A 16,348-nucleotide genomic window follows, 5' to 3' on the forward strand; every position below is an offset into this window, starting at 1 on the left:
TCTCGGATACGAGCGCGTGGCGGTGGCACATCACTTCACGGGCAGGAGCAGCGGCCGGAAGGCCAGAGCGACGATCTCGACGAAGAGCCCGTCGCCGGTCCGGTGGTAGGCGCAGAACGGCGGCGCGTCGTCGGTGGCGGCGATGCTCGCGATCCTGTGTGAACCGAGCCGTTCCAGCGCCTCGGAGGCCGCCGCCACGTCATCGACCCAGTAGCCGAGGTGGTGGGCGCCGCCCTGCGCGGTCGCGGTCCACAACGTCCCCTCGACCGACTGGCACAGCTCGACGTGGTGCGGGCCCTCTCGCGAGAGCGCGTAGGCCGTCCGCACGGTTCGCGCGCCGTCGTCGGTGATCAGCCGCACGTCGGCGCCGCCGGCGTGCCACGTGACGCCGAGACGGCCGCCGAGGTCCTCCTTGGCGGAGGCGAGGTCGTCGACGACGACTCCGGTGTGGAAGAGGGCGGAGTGCCGCAGCGGGCCCCGTTCGTCTCCGTTCACCGGCTGAGCCGTTCCCGTGCCAGGGCCACTAGCGCCTCGTCCTTCACCTTCATGCCGCTGGGGTTCATCGGGACCTCGCCTTCGGGGAAGAAGAGCACTCGTTTGGGCACCTTGTAGGCGGCCAGTCGTTCGCGCAGGAAGGATCTGATGTCGTCTTCGGTCGCGGTGGCGCCGGCCTTCAGCTCGACGCACAGCACGACGATCTCCGAACGCCGGTCGTCCGGGACGCCGACGGCGCGTGCCAGTTTGACCGGCTCGTACGCCTGCAGCCGGACCTCGATCTCGGCCGGCGACACGTTGGCTCCGGCGGTCTTGATCACTTCCGTGCGGCGTCCGCTGAAGTACACGTACCCGTCCTCGTCGTAGGAGCCGAGGTCGCCGGTGCGGTAGAAGCCGTCGGCGTCGAAGCACTCGGCGCGCGTCCGCTTGACGTAGTGGTCCATGAGGGTCGGCCCGCGCACGGCGAGCTCGCCCTCCTCGCCCGGGCCGAGCACCCGGCCGGTCTCGGGATCGACGACCCGGAGCTCGTTTCCGGCGAGAAGCCGCCCGTAGCCTCGCTGCCTCAACAGCTCGCGCGGCGTATCGGACGGGTGGGCGGTGAAGAACGAGCACGTCTCCGATGAGCCGTAGCCGACCGGCATGTTCCAGCCCGTGTCCCCGGTGACGCTCGGGTGGCGGGTGAACACCGACTTGCCGAACACCCTCGTGCACGACGAGAGGTCGGTCGAGGACCAGTCCGGGTGCTCCTCAAGGGCGCGGGCCTGGTGGGGGAGCGTGTGCGGTTCGGTCACGCGCTCCCGCTCCATGAGCCGCAGCGCGTGGCCGGGCTCGAACACCTCCTGCATCACCCAGGTGCCGCCGGCCGCGAGCGTGGCCCCCATCGCCGCGTTCAGGCCGGCGGTCCAGAAGAGCGGAAGAGCGCACCACAGCCGCGTCGACTCGTCGCGGCCGAACAGGCCGGCCTGCGTCCAGCACTGCAACGCGACCGCCTGGTGATGGTGCAGCACGCCCTTCGGCCGGTCGGTCGTGCCCGAGCTGTAGATGACGACCGCGGGGTCGGAAGCGTGGACCTGGGCGGTGGCGGCGTCCAGCAGGGCGTCGTCGATCGTGTCGCCGCGTCGCAGGAACCGCTCCCACGGTTGGATCCCGCACGCGTACTCCACCGGACCGAGGGCCGCGACATGGCGCAGGTGGGGGTATGCGGCGTCGCCGATGAATCCGGGGCCCGCGGCGGCCGGGCACAGCTCGGTGACGTCGGCGGCGAACCGGTGGGCGCCCATCGTCGTCTGGAGCAGGAGCACGCTCAGGTCGGCGTGCGTGAGCAGATGGGACAGCTCGGGCTTCGGGGAGAAGGTCGACAGCGGCACCACGACCGCACCGGCGAGCGCTCCGCCGAAGAGGGACGCGACCGCCTCGGGCCGGTTCCCCATGAGCACGCCGACCCGGGCTCCCTTGCCGATGCCCGACGCCAGGAGCGCCTTCGCGATACGCCGGGCCTGCCGTTCGAGGTCGCCGTAGGTCCACCGTACGGTCGCGCCGCACAGGAACGGATCGTCGAAGACGAGCGCCTCGCGGTCGGGGATTCGTGCGCGGAGCTCGGTCAGGATCGCGCCGAGGGTGAGGCCGCCGGTGTCGGTCGCCTCGTGCGGCGGGGGGCCCACGAGCGTCTCACATTCGCTCATGGCCGGGACGCTACCCGAGTGAGGCACTCAGTGCCATAGTTGGTCAGGCACTGAGTGCCAGATAATTTCGGGCGAGTCGGACCGAAGGAGCACCCATGGACATCCGCTACTCCGTCGAGCAGCGCGACCTGCGCGACGCGGCCGCGCAGGTCACGGACCGGCTGGGCGTACGCACCGTCGGACAGCTCGAGGACGCCGGACGGACGGCCAGGCTCGACGCGGCGGTGGCCGATTCCGGCTGGCGTGAGCTGCGTACGGCCGACGGCACCGGTGCGCCTTGGGCGTCGGGGGTCGAAGTGGCGATCATCGCCGAGGCGCTGGCGCGGCGGTTGGCCGACGTCGCCTTCCTGGGGCCGACGCTCGCGGCGGAGCTGCGGCGGCTGGCGGGGGCGCCCGAGGCCGGTACGCGGGAGACAGTGGCACTGCGTGCCAACCTTTCCGGCCTGGCCGCACCGGGAGAGAACGCGGTGGCCGTCGACGTGGCCCGGGCCGAGTCCGCGCTCGTGCTCGGCCCCGACGGAGCCCTCTCGTCGGTCGTCCTCGCGGGGACGCCGACGGGCGTCGACCTGACCCGGCCGACGATGCCGGTCTCGACATCGTCGGCGACGCCGGTCGGCGGTCCGCTCACCGGGGAGGCCGTCCAGCGGTGGACGGCGCTGGCACTGGCCATGACGGCGGCGGATCTGGTGGGGACGATGCAGGGCGCCGTCGATCTGTCGGTCGGCTACGCGAAGGTGCGCGAACAGTACGGCAGGCCGATCGGCTCGTTCCAGGCGGTGCAGCACCTGCTGGCCGACGCGGTGGTGCATCTGGAGGGGTCGCGCACCGCCTCCCTGCACGCGGCATGGGCGGTGGACGCGTTGGAGCCGGCCGAGGCGGTGGCCGCGACGGCGTCGGCGAAGGCCTATGCGACGCGTGCGGCGATGGCGGTGCATGAGATCGCGATCCAGGTGCACGGCGGGATCGGCAACACATGGGAATGCTCGGCCCACCTGTTCCTGCGCCGGGCTCTGCTGGCCTCCGACATCGTCGGCGGCGTAGGTCCGAATCTGTCACGCGTGCTGGAGCACGCCGGACTGGGAGGTGCTCTGTAATGGACTTCCGCGATTCACCGGAAGAGGCGCGGTTCCGCGCCAGGCTGCGACGCTGGCTCGTGGAGAACGACCCCCACCTGCCGCCGTCCTCGACGTCGGACGAGTACTGGGAGAAGCAGCCCGACTGGCATCGGGCGCTGTACGAAGGCGGATTCTTCGGCCTCACCTGGCCGGGGGAATACGGCGGTCACGACCTGCCGAGCGTCTACGACGTCATCGTCGACGAGGAACTGGCCGCGGCGGGAGCCCCGCCGCGGCCGAGCCTCGGCTACCTCGTGCAGGCCGTCCTCCACCATGCCGGCGACGAGGTGAAGAAGCGCTTCCTGCCCGGGCTCATCAGCGGCCGGGACCGGTGGTGCCAGGGGTTCAGCGAGCCCGACGCCGGATCCGACCTCGCGGCGCTGCGCACGGTCGCCGTGCTCGACGGCGACGAGTACACGATCACGGGGCAGAAGGTCTGGACCAGCTACTCCGACCTGGCCGACCTGTGCTTCCTGCTGGCCCGCACCGATCCGGACGCGGCCCGGCACAAAGGGTTGTCAGTCTTCGCCGTCCGGATGGACCAGCCCGGCGTCATGCGGCGGCCGCTGAAGATGATCAACGGCATCACGCGCGAGTTCGGCGAGGTGTTCTTCGACGGCGCCCGGGTTCCGGCCGAGAACATGATCGGCGGACCGGGCGAGGGCTGGCGGGTCGCCATGACCGTGCTCGGCCATGAGCGCGAGCCGCAGGAGCTGGGCAACGCCGGCCGGTATGGCAAGACGGTGCAGCGGCTCGTCGAACTCGCCCGCGCGAAGGGGGCCCTCGACGACGAGCAGCGCCGCGACCTGGCGTGGGCCGTCGTCGAGTCGGACATGCTGCGGCACCTGGTGAGCCGGCGGCTGTCCGACCGCCTCGACGGGCTCCGGCACGGACCCGAAGGCTCGATCGACAAGCTGCTGATGACCTGGGTCGAGCAGGCCGTGGGCCACGCGGCGATCGCCGTCGCCGGGGCGGCCCACGACGGGGGAGACGCGACCATGCTCAACACCTACCTGTACAGCCGGGCGCAGAGCGTGATGGGCGGCACCGCCCAGATCCAGAAGAACCTGATCGCCACGCGGGTCCTCGGACTGCCCGGGGCGTGACCCGCTCGCTCTCGGGAGGGCCGTCAGCCGGGCCGCCCGGCTGACGGCTTCGGACGGCGAGGGTCGTGCGGTCTTCCGGAGTCGGCCCCGCCGCTGCGGCGGAGGAACGTCATCCTGCGGGTCCTGAGGCGCCAGCCGTTCTCCGTGCGCCGGTAGGTGTCGCTGTACCACCCCATGCGCATGTGGTGGTTCGTCTGGTCGACGAAGAGCAGCGGCACCTCTCCCGAGCCCGTGTCGCCGTCGAGCTCGAGGACGGGCCTGCCGGTGAGGAACAGGCCCTTCGGCGCGGCCTCCACCAGGCTCGGCCAGTCCTCCAGGTTGTACGTCTCGCCGAAGGCGCTGTAGGTGCCGTCGTCCGTGCAGACATGCTCGATGATGTAGCCGATGTCTCCCTGGGTCATCTTCAGCGCGTAGGTGGCGCAGAGCTGCTCCAGTTCGATCACGTCCTCGACCGGCGGGTTCATCGTGTCGACTCTCCTTCGGATCGGGCGGGCCGAGCGGATCCCCGGCCCGCTGCCCCTGGTCGCCGGCTGTGCTCGGCCGCGCTCGGAGCCGGGCGTACTCGAGGGCCTCAGACCACCGGTCTGGCCCGCCGCTCGAACTCGGCGTGGTCGGCGCGGCGCAGTTCGGTGAGCGCCTCCACGACGCAGAACTCCATGCCCGCCGGGTCCCGCATGATGATCCAGCGGCCGGGATGGTCGGCCCAGGTGCGGTCGACCACGGTCGCGCCGCATGCCGTGAGCCGCTCGACCTCCGCGTCGAGGTCGTCGGTGTGGATGTCGAAGTGCACGCCGGCAGAGCCCGATCCGACGTCCTGGACGACGATCCGGTTGCCGGGGGAGGCGTCCTGGAGGATGTGGTAGTTCGGCATGCGCGTGGCCGCGGGCGTCGCGCCGAGCGCCGTCGACCAGAAGGCGAGGACCTGGTCCCGGACCTCGGAAGGAACGTCGATGACGATGGTGCTCAAGAGGTTGCGATGCATGTCGATCCCCTCTGCCGTGATCGGCTCGGTCGCCTGAGGCTACTCCAGACGAGGCACTGAGTGCCATAGGCTGTCGGGTACACGGGCGGTCTCCTTGGAGCGATGGGCGAGTACGGTCGGTCGGCGGTGTCCGGACGCTCACCGCCCCGAACTCGCGTTGCGGAACGGTGCCGCCTTGCCGCAAAGGAGAGGCGTATGAAGAAGTCGCAGCAGCAGGTACCGATCGAAGCCGTCGAGAAGGTGGCGCTCGAACTGTTCGAGGAGCGGGGGTTCCGTGAGACGTCCGTGGACGACATCGCCGCCGCGGCCGGTATAGCGCGACGTACCTTCTTCCGTTACTTCGAGTCGAAGAACAACATCCTTTTCGGAGATTTCGAGACCCTTCTCCACAACCTCGAGGAATGGTTCACGTCCGTGCCGGACGACCGGCCGATGTTCGAGGTGATCGCGGACGGGGTGTTGTGGTTCAACCGCGTGCACAGCGACGGCCCCGTCGCACACCGCGCGCGGATGAAGCTCATCTTGCAGACACCCGCGCTGCGGGCCAACGCCGCGCTCCGGCACGCCGAGTGGCAGGCGGTCGTGGCGCGGTTCGCGGCGCGCCGCATGGACGCGCCGCCCGAGGAACTCGGTCCGCAGCTCGCCGCGCACATCGCCCTCGGCGCCGCGAACGCCGCGTACGACCAATGGCTGCGCGACGAGTCGAGCAATCTCGTCGAGCTCGTCTACCGCGCGTTCAGCATGGCCCAGGTGCTCCCCGATCTGGAGGAGTCGGTGAGGCGGAGCCGCCTTATGCGACCTGCCGATACCCGTTCGTGAGGCCGCCGCACCCCTCGATCCCCGCCGAGACCGGCATCGGTGAGGGTCTTGACCCCTGGCACTGAGTGTCATAGCTTCCGAGGCACCGAGTGTCAGCTGTGCGACCGCTCAGCATCGCTGGGCGGAGGTCAGGAACGATCGCCGTTCCTAGAGAGGGGCCGTGATGCCGGTTACCAACGCGAGCGACGTCTACTACGACCCTTATGACGTCGGCATCAACGCCGACCCCTACCCGGTGTACCGCCGGTTGCGTGAGGAGGCGCCGCTCTACTACAACGACCGGCACGACTTCTACGCCGTCAGCCGCTTCGAGGACGTCGACCGCGCGCTGACCGATCCGGCGACGTACATCTCGGGACGCGGCAACATCCTCGAGCTGATCAAGATCGACATGGAGATCCCGCCGGGCGTGGTCATCTTCGAGGATCCGCCCATGCACGCCACCCACCGCAGGCTGATGTCGGGGGTCTTCACGCCCAAGAAGGTGGCCGCCCTGGAGCCCAAGATCCGCGCCTTCTGCGCGCGCAGCCTGGACCCCCTGGTCGGCGCCGGAGGATTCGACTTCGTCTCCGACCTCGGCGCGCAGGTGCCGATGCTCACGATCGGCATGCTGCTGGGCATCCCCGAGAACGACCAGGAATGGATCCGCGACCGCGTCGACGAGGGCCTGCGCCCCGAGGCCGGGCAGCCCATGGACACCTCGAAGTTCTTCGCCGACAGCGACATGTTCGCCCAGTACATCGACTGGCGTGCCGAGCACCCCTCCGACGACATCATGACCGACCTGCTGCGGGCCGAGTTCGAGGACGAGACCGGCACCCGCCGGAGGCTGACCCGCGAGGAGATCCTGCTCTACGTCAACGTCATCACGGGCGCCGGCAACGAGACCACCAACCGGCTGATCGGCTGGATCGGGAAGATCCTGGCCGAGCACCCCGACCAACGCCGCGAACTGGTCGAGAACCCCGCTCTCATCCCGGGCGCGATCGAGGAACTGCTGCGCTACGAGTCGCCCTCCCACCAGATCGCCAGGTACGTGGCCAAGGACGCGCGGCTCCACGGCCAGGTGGTGCCCGAGGGCAGCGCCGTGATCTTCCTCAACGGCTCCGCCAACCGCGACGACCGGCGCTACCCCGACGGCGACCGCTTCGACATCCACCGCAAGGCAGGCGGGCAGCTCCTCACCTTCGGCCGCGGAATCCACTTCTGCCTGGGCGCGGCCCTGGCCCGCATGGAAGGCCGCATCGCCCTGGAGGAAATCCTCAAACGCTTTCCCGAATGGGAGGTCGACCAGGACAACGCCGAGTTCAACCCGATGGCCGCGGTCCGCGGCTGGGACTCGCTTCCGGTGCGCACTCCGTAGCCGTCATCCAGCCACCGAACCGGCATCCTCCGCCCGCCGCCCGGACGACGCGCGGCCGGCAGGGCTCGACCTTTCCGAACACGGCGGGCGTGCTGCGGGTTTGCCCTGTGGTGGCAGAGATGCGGGTAGGCAACGCGGTGTGGACTGGCAGACGATCTTCGCTCCAAGCGCCCCGCTGCTGGAAGGGTTCGTTCGAGGCACGGTGACCTTTCTCGTGCTGCTCGTCCTCCTGAGGGTCGTCGGGCAGTGCGAAGCGGGCGGCTTGGGGATCACGGACGTGTTGCTGGTCGTCCTGGTCGCCGAAGCCGCAGCGGTCGGTCTGCACGGTGAGGCCGAGTCGCTCACCGACGGCCTGGTGCTGGTCTCCACGATCCTGTTCTGGAGTGTGGCGGTCGACGCCGTCGCCTACCGGTTCCCCCGGGTGGCGGTGCTGCTGAAGGCCCGGCCCAGGCCGCTCATCGAGAACGGCAGGCTGAACCGCAAGGTGATGCTCCGGGAGTTCATGACCTGCGAGGAGGTCCGCTCGCAGTTGCGGTTGCACGGCATCGAGGACATCGCCCTGGTAGTGGGAGGGCATCCTGCGGGTCGTCGCCTCGATCTACACCGGCACGGTGCGGGCCTACGACGTCGTCGCCATGCTCCAGCGCGACGGCCACCCCACCGCCCTCGGCGGGGCCATCGCCTCCTACGGCCGAATTCTCAAGACCCTCCACATCCTGGCGTTCATCGACGTCGACGAGACCTACCGGCGCGACACCAAGGACATCCGCAACCTCCAGGAGAACCGTCACTCCCTCGCCCGCAAGATCTGCCACGGCAAGAAGGGCGAGCTCTACCACCGCTACGAGCGCGGCCTGGAAAACCAGCTCAGCGCCCTCGGCCTGGTTCTGAACCGCGTCACCCTGTGGACGACCGTCTACCTCGACGCCGCCGTCCGACGACGATGAGATCTGAGCGTCCTGGGGGCACCTGACCGTGTGGGTCGGTCCTCTTCGGCGGGCGTGGTCTCAGGGGGCGAAGGAGACGCCGGTCAGTTTCTCTGAGACCTCCCACAAGCGGCGGGCGGTGTCGGGGTCGGTCGCCGAGGGGGCCGGATTGACGGGCTTGGGGTGGCCACGGTTCTCGCCCCAGCCGTCGGGGCCGTAGAACTCGCCGCCTTGGACGGCGGGGGCGGTGGCGGCGTAGAGCTGGTCGAGGGCTCCCTTGGTGACGTGCTGGGCCAGCAGGAGGTTTCCGATCCGGCCGCTCAGGTTGAGCAGGCCGGTCGGGCCGGAGGTCTGCAGGTTGGTGGCGGTGTAGCCGGGGTGGGCCAGCACGCTGATCGCGGGGCTGCCGACCGCGCGCAGCCGCCGGTCCAGCTCCAGGCCGAACAGCACGTTGGCGAACTTGGACTGGGAGTAGGCGCGGGTCGGGGAGTAGGAGTGCGCGGCTTGCAGGTCGTCGAAGTCGATCCGCCCCTGCCGGTGCAGGGTGGAGCTGACGGTGACGATCCGGGGTGCCGACCCGGCGCGCAGCACGGGGTACAGCAGAGCGGTCAGCGCGAAGTGCCCCAGGTGGTTGGTGCCGAGCTGGAGCTCGAACCCCTGCGCGGTGGTCCGCTTCGGCGTCATCATCACGCCCGCGTTGTTGACGAGCACGTCGGCGTGCTCGACTCCGGCGGCGAACCGGGAGACCGACTCCAGGTCCGCCAGGTCCAGAGTGCGGACCTCCACCGATCCGGGCAGGCCCGCGGCGGCCGCACGGCCCTTCTCCGGGTCACGCGCCGTCATGATCACATGCGCGCCGTGCTCGGCCAGCCGGCGCGCGGTCTCCAGGCCCAGGCCGCTGTTCGCGCCGGTGACCACGAAAGTGCGGCCAGTCTGATCGGGGATGTCGGCTGCTGTCCATTTGCTCATGCTGTTCCTCTTGGAGGGCCGGTGCGGCGCCTGTCGGTGCTGGGGTGCGGGAGGGAACTCGTGCGCTGGTCAGTGCCAGGTGGGCATCATGATGTCGGGGTAGCGGGAGCCGGCTGCTCCGTGCGGCAGGATCTCCTGGATGCGGCTGAGGTCCTGGGGGGTGAGGATGATCTGCGCGGCGGCGACGTTCTGCTCCAGGCGTCGCGGGCTGCGGGTGCCGGGGATGGGCACGATGTCCTCGCCCTGGGCGAGCAGCCAGGCCAGGGCCAGCTGGGTGACGGTGATGCCCTTGCCCTCTGCCAGGGCGGTCAGCTCGCGGACGGCGGCCAGGTTCTTCTCGTAGTTCCCGGGCTGCCAGCGGTCGTCTTGGCCGCGCATGTCGTCGGCGGGGTATTCGGCGGCCGGTTTGACGGCGTCGGTGAGGAAGCCGCGGCCCAGCGGCGAGTAGGGCACGAAGCCGATGCCCAGTTCCCGGACCACCGGCAGGACATCGGCCTCCACGGACCGCTCGAACACCGAGTACTCGGTCTGCAGCACCGAGACGGGGTGAACCGCGTGGGCGCGCCGGATGGTGTCGGGGCCGGCTTCGCTCAGCCCGAAGTAGCGCACCTTGCCTGCGGCGATCAGCTCTGCGACCGTGCCGGCCACATCCTCGATGGGGACGTTCGGGTCCACGCGGTGCTGGTAGAGCACATCGATGTGATCGGTGCCGAGATGGCGGAGGCTGTCGTCGGTGACCTTGCGGATGTTGGCGGGGCGGCTGTCGAGAGCGATGGAGATCTTGGACGGGTCGCTGAAGTCGTAGCCGAACTTGGTGGCGAGCAGGATGTCGTCGCGGAAGCCCTTCACGGCGCGGCCGAGGAGCTGCTCGTTGATGCCGATGCCCAGGCCGTACAGCTCGGCGGTGTCGAAGAGGGTGACGCCGAGTTCGTAGGCGCGGCGGATCGTGGCGATGCTGCTCTGCTCGTCCGGCGCCCCGTAGCCGATGGTCATGCCCATGGTGCCCAGGCCGATCGCCCCGGCCTGCAGGCCCTGACCGCCCAGAGTACGGCGAGGAAGGTTCGTGGTGTGTTGTTCCATGCTCTCAACGTTAAGCAGGAGGGACCTGGGAGTCATGGGGCAACGGCCGCATAGGATTGCCTGATCCTCTCAGGGAAGAAGTACGCCATGCTTGATCGTCTCGCCGCGGCCATCGACCGGCACTGTGTGGGACCGGGCTCGGACACCGCCATCCCCCGGCTGTCCCTGATCGCGGTCGACGAACCCGTCGAGTCCACCGGCCATCTGTACGAGCCGATGATCTGCTTCGTCGCCGGCGGCGCGAAACGCACCACCGCGGGAGACCTCAGCGAGGTCGCCCACGCCGGCGAGATGCTCCTCACCACGATCGACCTGCCCGTAGCCGTCGACCTGGAGGAGCTGCCCTACCGGTCGGCCGTGATGTACCTCGACGGCCAGGCGCTCGCCGACCTGCTCGTCGAACTGGACGAGACCGGCCCGGCCGCCCCGTCGCCCGCGGCAGGGCAGGTCAAAGCCCCGATGACACCGGAACTCCTCGACGCGGCCGCCCGCTGGGTCGAACTCCTCGACACCCCTGAGGACATCGGTCCCCTCGCACCCCGGATCGAGAGCGAGATCCTCTACCGGCTGCTGCGCGGCCCTTTCGGCGCGGTCCTGCGTCAGGGGACGCTGGCCGACTCGACCACGAGCCGGGTGCGGCAGGTCACGCGATGGATCTGCGAGCACTACAACGAGCCGCTCAGCATCGACGCGATCGCCACCGTTGCGCAGATGAGCCCCGCCAGCCTGCACCGGCACTTCAAAGCGACAACGGGCATGAGCCCGCTCAAATACCAGAAACACCTACGGCTCCAGGAGGCCCGACGCCGCCTGGCCGTCGGCGACGCCACCGTCACCCAGATCGCCCGAGCAGTCGGATACACCAGCCCCACCCAGTTCAACCGCGAATACCGCAGCACCTACGGCCTCCCACCCGGACAGGACGCAACCCGCCTGCGCACCCGACCCACCCGCGCCACCACCCGATGAAGGCGACCTTTTGTGCGTCCAGGAGGTCGATCGGCTCGGCCGCAACCTCCTGGAAGGACTCATCGTCCTCAACGACCTGTTCCAGCGCGGTGTCGGTGTCAAGGTACTGGAGGGCATCGCGGCCGGAGAGCACACCGAGCGCTCCTTCCTTCTCGACCTGGCCCTCGCGCTGGCCGAGGACCGCCGCCGCGACATCGTCCGCAAGACCAAGAACGGCCTGGAGACCGCCCGCAAGCAAGGCAAGGTCGGCGGCCGCCGCTCCGTCGTCGTCGACGACGACAACAAGCGCGCCGCGATCCTCGACCGCCGCCGCCGCGGGGAATCCATCCGCACCATCGCCGAAGCCCAAGCCGAGAACAAACCCGCAGACCACCGCCCATAACCGCGGCCAGTCACGCTAAGAGCCGCCCACCAGGCTCCTTAACGTGACTGGCCGTTCCGTTGCTGCTCAAGCCCCGGTTCCTTATCGTGACTGACCGGGGGTGGTTGCTGATCGTTCCCGAAGATCCTCGCATCCGCCAGGGACGTGTAGAACACGCACGGCGGCCCCACCTACATCAGAACGGCCAGTGGCGATAACCCGAGCCCGACGACTTGCTGACGCCACTGACGGTTCGGTTGCTGCTCAAGCCCCGAGTCGACCACATCGATGTGCTCTACCAGCACCGCGTCGACCCCGACGTGCCGATCGAGGAAGTCGCCGGGACCGTCAAGGAACTCGCCCAGGACGAGGACATCGTCCCCATCCCCGGCACCCGCAGTCCCCAGCGCATGCAGGAGAACGCCGCCGCGACCGACTTCGCGCTCACCTCTGCCGACCTGGACGCCATCGACCAGATCCTGCCCGACGGGGCTTCGGCGCCCGCTACGCCCAGGTGCCCGCCTGGGTCTGACCCCGCCCCATACCGCGCAGCCCGCACTGCGGGCGACGGCGGAGACGGTGATTCGCGGAGGGCCCGCAGCAGGAGGTCCCGCCGAGCACTCCTGGGGGTGCTCGGCGGGACTTCCTGGTTGAGGCGGGTGGAGGTCAGTTTCCGGCGAGTGCCTTTCCGGCGTCGCGGGCGGCGGCCAGGGAGTGGGAGCGCTGCTGGTCGGCGAGGTCCCTCAGGTCCGCCATCGCCGGGTTGGTGGCGGCGAGGGTGAGCTCGCGCTTGACGAGGGTGAGGTCGGCCTGCCAGTTGTCGGCGATGATGCGCCGCAGGTAGGGGGTGGAGTGGTCCCAGCCTTCGCGCGGGGTGCCGGGGCCGTAACCGCCGCCCAGCGCGGTGGCCAGCAGGGTGGGGGTGCCCTTCAGCAGCGGGTCGGCGGGACCGGCGGCCGCGATCACCAGGTCGAGCCAGATCTTGAAGTGCTGGGACACGCCGTAGTTGTACAGGGGCACGGCCAGGATCACCGCGTCGGCGTCCCGCAGTTCGGCGGCCAGTTCGGCGGCCAGTTCGAGCGCCTGGCGCTGGGCGGGGGTGCGGTCGGCCTCGGGGGTCGGCCCGGCGGTGACGGCCAGCGTCCAGGCGTCGCTGGGCAGCGGGTCCGTGGCCAGGTGGCGGCGGGTCACGGCGCCGCCGGGGTGCACGGCGCTCCACTCGGCCTCGGCGGCGTCGGCGATCTCGGCGCTGGCGGAGGCGGCGGGGAAGATGCTGGCGTCCAGACGGAACAGGTTCATGGGCGTTTTCCTTCGAGAACGGGGGTGAGGGCGGCCCCCAGGGCACGGGTGCGCCGAGGGGGCCCGGACGGCGTCCGAGTGCCCCATCAGCATAAGCGGACTTTACCCCGTTTAATTCCCGGGGCGGTAGGTTGTCCCCGTGGAGCTGCCCGTAGTGCCCTTCGGAAAGCCGCGCCCGGAACGCGCGGACGCGGCGCGCAACCGCGAACGCCTGCTGGAGACGGCACGCGCGATGATCGCGGAACACGGAGCGGAGAAGGTGACCATGGACGCCCTGGCCGAGCAGGCCGGCCTGGGCAAGGGCACCGTCTTTCGCCGCTTCGGCACCCGCGCCGGCATCTTCCGGGCCCTGCTCGACGACGACGAACGCCGCTTCCAGGAACAGGTGCTGACCGGCCCGCCGCCGCTGGGCCCCGGCGCCGACCCGGCCCAGCGCCTGATCGCCTACGGCCACGCCCGCACCGCCTTCCTCGCCGACCACTACCTCATCGTGCGGGCCTCTCTGGAGCGCAGGGAGCCGCGCTGGGTCAGCGGCATGACCCTGTCCCACATCCGCATGCTGCTCGGCCGGACCAGCCTGCCCCCCTCCGCCCTGGAAGGCCTCACCGTTCAGCTCACCACCGCCCTCGAAGGCCCGTTCCTGCTGCCGCACTTCCTGACGGACCAGACCCCCGAACCGCCCTCGGACACCCATCCCACCCTGCTGTCCGACGGCTGGCGGATCCTCATCGAACGCCTCGTCCGCGACTGACGGCCGACCGATGATCGAGCCCCTTCGGCGATGATCCCCGCCTCTGCGGATGGCCGGTCCAGCCGGAGTCAGACCGCGAAGCGGGCCAGTTCCCACGGGTCGTGGGCGCTGAAGACGCCGACCTGGTCACCGTGGTCGCGCACCAGCTCGCGCAGCCGGGCCTGGGTGCCCAGCCGCAGGTCGTGGTGGGTCTCCGAAGTGGTCTGGACGAAGTCGAGCACCGGGTGCGGGTGGGGGTCCTGCTGGAGTTCGCGGTGGTAGTAGTAGGCGTCGCCCGCGTGCAGCAGCCAGCCGTCGCCGTCTCGGACGGCCACCCCGGTGTGGCCGTGGGTGTGGCCGCCGAGCGGGACCAGCAGGATGTCCGAGAGCCCCTGCGCGGGGAGGGCGTCGAACCCGAACCACTGCTCGGCGGGCCGGGTGACGGTGTAGGTGACCCAGTCGGGACCGTGCGCCCAGTGCGCCGGACGGTAGCGGAAGCTGGGCGCCTGGGCCAGCGCCGCGTCGAGTTCGGCGGCCATGACGTGGACCCGCGCGTGAGGGAAGTCGGGCAGGCCGCCGCAGTGGTCCACGTCCAGGTGCGTGACGATGACGTGCCGCACGTCGGTGGGGGAGTAACCCAGTCGTTCGATCTGCCGGACGGCCGTCTCCCGCTCGTCCAGCGTGGGCTGCGCCATCTCGACCCAGGCGGCGCCGAGGGTGCCTGCGGGGTCGCGCACGTCGCCCAGGCCGAGACCGGTCTCGACGAGCACCAGGCCGTCGGCGGCGGTCTCGATCAGCAGGCAGTGGTTGACCGCGTGCGCGGGCCGGGGCCCGTCGTAGGTGGCCTCGATCTCGCGTACCGATCCGCAGTTGAGGTGGTGGATTCGCATGACGGCGCACTCCTTTAGATTACGAACGTTCGTCTGCTTTTGGCGAACGATCGGTAGGTTATGCTCGCGTCATGAGCCCGCGCAAGTCCGTCACCGAAACGGCGGCCACCCGCACCCGCATCCTCGAGTGCGCCCTGGCCTCGGCCTCCGCCGACGGCCTCGAAGGCGTCACGATCGGCCGCCTGGCCGCCGAGCTGGAAATGAGCAAGGCCGGAGTGATCGGCCATTTCGGCACCAAAGAGGCGCTTCAGCTGGCCGTGCTCGACACCGCCGTCGACCGGTTCGTCCAGCGGGTGCCCGCGCGGGCGGTGGGCGCGCGTCCGGGTACCGAGCGGCTGGCGCGCGCGTTCGGCGAATGGATCGACTACATGGCCGAGGACGGGAGAGGCTGCTTCCTCACCTCGGTCGGCACCGAGTTCGACGACCGTCCCGGCCCGGTCAGAGACGCCGTCATCGCCGCCCTGTCTCGATGGTCTGCTTATGTCCTGGACGAGATCCGCACCGCCGTCGACTCCGGCGAACTCCCGCAGGACACCGACCCCGACCAGCTCGCCTTCGAGCTCGACGGCGTCGTCCTCGCCACCGCGCAGGCCGTGCGACTGCACCACGACCCGCTGGCCACCACCCGCGCCCGCCGCACGCTGGCCCGCCTTCTGCCCTCATGAACGGGCCTTCCGCTGCGCCCGGGCGAGCAGCGTCTGGACGCCGTCGTGCGGCAGGCCGACCGCTTCAATGATCTGGAGATCTTCCGTCTCAGCGGGACGGCCGTAGTCTCCGCAGGTCGCAGGGCTAGCCTCGGCCGCGGATCATCGACAACAGCAATTCGTGGGTCTCGGCGTCCGCGGCCGCGACGAGCCCCCGGCCCGCCTGCCCGGCCGGAGCGCCCGTCGATTCCGGATCGGTGGCGAAGTCCCCGACGCCCTTGTCGATACGGGGGAGCCGCTGCCCGTACCCGGCGTGCACCGCCTCCGCACCTGCACGCGCCGCAGCTATCGCGACATCGGCATCGCTCGCATTCGGGTCGATCACGGCGTGCAGGGTATCGGGACGACACGTCCCCACTGCGCGCGGAGCCGGCCGGCAGCGCTCACGCCTTCGGCTGGGTGAAACGGATGTGGTTGCCGAAGGGGTCGCGGAAGGCGCAATCGATGCCGTACGGGCGGTCCGTGGGTTCTTCGGTGAACTCGACGCCTCGGGCGAGCAGCGTCTCGTACGTCTTACGGCAGTCGTCCGTGCTGAAGATGAGCGTGCCGCCCGTCGCGCCCTTGGTCACCAGTTCACGGACCTGCTGCGCCGTCTCCTCCGACATCATCGGGCCACCCGGCTTCTCCAGCAGGATCTGGCGCTCGGGGCAGCCGGGGACGTTGACGGTCAGCCAGCGCATGACGCCGAGGTCGATGTCGGAATTGACCTCGAGGCCGAGCTTGCCGACATAGAAGTCCAGGGCCTCGTCCTGGTCCAGGACGTATATCTGCGAGTGTGTGATGGCGTTGAACATGCGCATCACGCTACTGAACCGGCCGGACGGAAACTTATCCGAAACTGCTCAGTCGGCGGGCGGA

Annotated in this window: 18 protein-coding genes and 2 pseudogenes; 10 read left to right on the forward strand and 10 right to left on the reverse strand. The window is 70.0% G+C overall.

All coding sequences use genetic code 11. From position 1 onward, the window contains the following. Nucleotides 1-30 precede the first annotated feature (30 nt). Both ABD327_RS29425 and ABD327_RS29430 read right to left on the reverse strand, forming a co-directional pair. A complete protein-coding gene (locus ABD327_RS29425) occupies nt 31-495 on the reverse strand; it encodes a VOC family protein (protein ID WP_344455116.1) in 465 nt (154 codons plus the stop codon). After that, complete coding sequence (locus ABD327_RS29430) at nt 492-2,177, reverse strand: class I adenylate-forming enzyme family protein (protein ID WP_344455118.1); 1,686 nt, start codon at nt 2,175-2,177, stop codon at nt 492-494. The genes ABD327_RS29425 and ABD327_RS29430 overlap by 4 nt, the downstream gene beginning before the upstream one ends. A gap of 95 nt (nt 2,178-2,272) precedes the next feature. On the opposite strand from ABD327_RS29430, the gene ABD327_RS29435 reads away from it, so the two are divergent. Together ABD327_RS29435 and ABD327_RS29440 are read left to right on the forward strand one after the other, a co-directional pair. Further along, nucleotides 2,273-3,271 carry an acyl-CoA dehydrogenase family protein gene (locus ABD327_RS29435; protein WP_344455120.1) on the forward strand — a complete coding sequence of 333 codons (999 nt, stop codon included), beginning with the start codon at nt 2,273-2,275 and terminating at the stop codon, nt 3,269-3,271. Then, nucleotides 3,271-4,398 (forward strand): acyl-CoA dehydrogenase family protein, encoded by a 1,128-nt coding sequence (locus ABD327_RS29440; protein WP_344455122.1) that lies wholly within the window; start codon nt 3,271-3,273, stop codon nt 4,396-4,398. Before ABD327_RS29435 ends, ABD327_RS29440 begins: the two co-directional genes overlap by 1 nt. Nucleotides 4,399-4,421: 23 nt before the next feature. On the opposite strand, the gene ABD327_RS29445 is transcribed toward ABD327_RS29440, so the two are convergent. Together ABD327_RS29445 and ABD327_RS29450 are read right to left on the reverse strand one after the other, a co-directional pair. Continuing rightward, entirely contained in the window at nt 4,422-4,862 is a 441-nt protein-coding gene (locus tag ABD327_RS29445) for a nuclear transport factor 2 family protein (RefSeq protein ID WP_344455124.1), read from the reverse strand. 107 nt (nt 4,863-4,969) lie between these two features. Continuing rightward, the gene (locus tag ABD327_RS29450; protein WP_344455126.1) at nt 4,970-5,380 is read right to left on the reverse strand and encodes a VOC family protein; all 411 of its coding nucleotides are present in this window, start codon (nt 5,378-5,380) and stop codon (nt 4,970-4,972) included. A gap of 195 nt (nt 5,381-5,575) precedes the next feature. Here ABD327_RS29450 and ABD327_RS29455 point away from each other — a divergent pair, with 195 nt between their 5' ends. From ABD327_RS29455 to ABD327_RS29470, 4 genes and pseudogenes are all read left to right on the forward strand, one after another. Continuing rightward, entirely contained in the window at nt 5,576-6,199 is a 624-nt protein-coding gene (locus ABD327_RS29455) for an acyl-CoA-like ligand-binding transcription factor (RefSeq protein WP_344455128.1), read from the forward strand. A gap of 163 nt (nt 6,200-6,362) precedes the next feature. Continuing rightward, a complete protein-coding gene (locus ABD327_RS29460; protein ID WP_344455130.1) occupies nt 6,363-7,562 on the forward strand; it encodes a cytochrome P450 in 1,200 nt (399 codons plus the stop codon). Between the two features lie 427 nt (nt 7,563-7,989). Continuing rightward, a pseudogene (locus ABD327_RS29465) lies at nt 7,990-8,067 on the forward strand (DUF421 domain-containing protein); the annotation flags it as partial. Nucleotides 8,068-8,128: 61 nt separating this feature from the next. Further along, a pseudogene (locus tag ABD327_RS29470) lies at nt 8,129-8,497 on the forward strand (Tn3 family transposase); the annotation flags it as partial. Nucleotides 8,498-8,569: 72 nt separating this feature from the next. Here ABD327_RS29470 and ABD327_RS29475 read toward each other — a convergent pair. Continuing rightward, complete coding sequence (locus ABD327_RS29475; RefSeq protein WP_344455132.1) at nt 8,570-9,457, reverse strand: oxidoreductase; 888 nt, start codon at nt 9,455-9,457, stop codon at nt 8,570-8,572. A gap of 69 nt (nt 9,458-9,526) precedes the next feature. Beyond that, complete coding sequence (locus ABD327_RS29480; RefSeq protein ID WP_344455134.1) at nt 9,527-10,537, reverse strand: aldo/keto reductase; 1,011 nt, start codon at nt 10,535-10,537, stop codon at nt 9,527-9,529. Between the two features lie 87 nt (nt 10,538-10,624). Between ABD327_RS29480 and ABD327_RS29485 the strand changes: the two genes are divergently transcribed. Beyond that, nucleotides 10,625-11,506 carry an AraC family transcriptional regulator gene (locus ABD327_RS29485; protein WP_344455137.1) on the forward strand — a complete coding sequence of 294 codons (882 nt, stop codon included), beginning with the start codon at nt 10,625-10,627 and terminating at the stop codon, nt 11,504-11,506. A 10-nt stretch (nt 11,507-11,516) separates the two neighbouring features. Next, complete coding sequence (locus ABD327_RS29490; protein ID WP_344455139.1) at nt 11,517-11,888, forward strand: recombinase family protein; 372 nt, start codon at nt 11,517-11,519, stop codon at nt 11,886-11,888. Between the two features lie 645 nt (nt 11,889-12,533). On the opposite strand, the gene ABD327_RS29495 is transcribed toward ABD327_RS29490, so the two are convergent. Beyond that, nucleotides 12,534-13,166 (reverse strand): NAD(P)H-dependent oxidoreductase, encoded by a 633-nt coding sequence (locus ABD327_RS29495; protein WP_344455141.1) that lies wholly within the window; start codon nt 13,164-13,166, stop codon nt 12,534-12,536. Nucleotides 13,167-13,305: 139 nt separating this feature from the next. Here ABD327_RS29495 and ABD327_RS29500 point away from each other — a divergent pair, with 139 nt between their 5' ends. After that, on the forward strand, nt 13,306-13,917 hold the full coding sequence (locus tag ABD327_RS29500; RefSeq protein ID WP_344455143.1) for a TetR/AcrR family transcriptional regulator: 612 nt from the start codon (nt 13,306-13,308) through the stop codon (nt 13,915-13,917). Nucleotides 13,918-13,985: 68 nt separating this feature from the next. On the opposite strand, the gene ABD327_RS29505 is transcribed toward ABD327_RS29500, so the two are convergent. Beyond that, complete coding sequence (locus tag ABD327_RS29505; RefSeq protein WP_344455146.1) at nt 13,986-14,786, reverse strand: MBL fold metallo-hydrolase; 801 nt, start codon at nt 14,784-14,786, stop codon at nt 13,986-13,988. Nucleotides 14,787-14,857: 71 nt separating this feature from the next. Between ABD327_RS29505 and ABD327_RS29510 the strand changes: the two genes are divergently transcribed. Beyond that, entirely contained in the window at nt 14,858-15,451 is a 594-nt protein-coding gene (locus ABD327_RS29510) for a TetR/AcrR family transcriptional regulator (RefSeq protein ID WP_344455148.1), read from the forward strand. Nucleotides 15,452-15,575: 124 nt separating this feature from the next. Here ABD327_RS29510 and ABD327_RS29515 read toward each other — a convergent pair whose 3' ends face one another. Both ABD327_RS29515 and ABD327_RS29520 read right to left on the reverse strand, forming a co-directional pair. Continuing rightward, entirely contained in the window at nt 15,576-15,815 is a 240-nt protein-coding gene (locus ABD327_RS29515; RefSeq protein ID WP_344455150.1) for a hypothetical protein, read from the reverse strand. A 58-nt stretch (nt 15,816-15,873) separates the two neighbouring features. After that, entirely contained in the window at nt 15,874-16,284 is a 411-nt protein-coding gene (locus ABD327_RS29520; RefSeq protein WP_344455152.1) for a VOC family protein, read from the reverse strand. Nucleotides 16,285-16,348: the final 64 nt, after the last annotated feature.

Origin of the sequence: Actinocorallia aurantiaca, from assembly GCF_039533685.1 — a bacterium.
Classification (GTDB): Bacteria; Actinomycetota; Actinomycetes; order Streptosporangiales; family Streptosporangiaceae; genus Actinocorallia; species Actinocorallia aurantiaca.

Coding starts and splice junctions, on each gene's coding strand:
- ABD327_RS29475 (WP_344455132.1), bottom strand. CDS start 9,457: ATGAGCAAATGGACAGCAGCCGACATCCCCGATCAGACTGGCCGCACT.
- ABD327_RS29445 (WP_344455124.1), bottom strand. CDS start 4,862: ATGAACCCGCCGGTCGAGGACGTGATCGAACTGGAGCAGCTCTGCGCC.
- ABD327_RS29480 (WP_344455134.1), bottom strand. CDS start 10,537: ATGGAACAACACACCACGAACCTTCCTCGCCGTACTCTGGGCGGTCAG.
- ABD327_RS29455 (WP_344455128.1), top strand. CDS start 5,576: ATGAAGAAGTCGCAGCAGCAGGTACCGATCGAAGCCGTCGAGAAGGTG.
- ABD327_RS29430 (WP_344455118.1), bottom strand. CDS start 2,177: ATGAGCGAATGTGAGACGCTCGTGGGCCCCCCGCCGCACGAGGCGACC.
- ABD327_RS29435 (WP_344455120.1), top strand. CDS start 2,273: ATGGACATCCGCTACTCCGTCGAGCAGCGCGACCTGCGCGACGCGGCC.
- ABD327_RS29450 (WP_344455126.1), bottom strand. CDS start 5,380: ATGCATCGCAACCTCTTGAGCACCATCGTCATCGACGTTCCTTCCGAG.
- ABD327_RS29485 (WP_344455137.1), top strand. CDS start 10,625: ATGCTTGATCGTCTCGCCGCGGCCATCGACCGGCACTGTGTGGGACCG.
- ABD327_RS29505 (WP_344455146.1), bottom strand. CDS start 14,786: ATGCGAATCCACCACCTCAACTGCGGATCGGTACGCGAGATCGAGGCC.
- ABD327_RS29520 (WP_344455152.1), bottom strand. CDS start 16,284: ATGTTCAACGCCATCACACACTCGCAGATATACGTCCTGGACCAGGAC.
- ABD327_RS29460 (WP_344455130.1), top strand. CDS start 6,363: ATGCCGGTTACCAACGCGAGCGACGTCTACTACGACCCTTATGACGTC.
- ABD327_RS29495 (WP_344455141.1), bottom strand. CDS start 13,166: ATGAACCTGTTCCGTCTGGACGCCAGCATCTTCCCCGCCGCCTCCGCC.
- ABD327_RS29510 (WP_344455148.1), top strand. CDS start 14,858: ATGAGCCCGCGCAAGTCCGTCACCGAAACGGCGGCCACCCGCACCCGC.
- ABD327_RS29440 (WP_344455122.1), top strand. CDS start 3,271: ATGGACTTCCGCGATTCACCGGAAGAGGCGCGGTTCCGCGCCAGGCTG.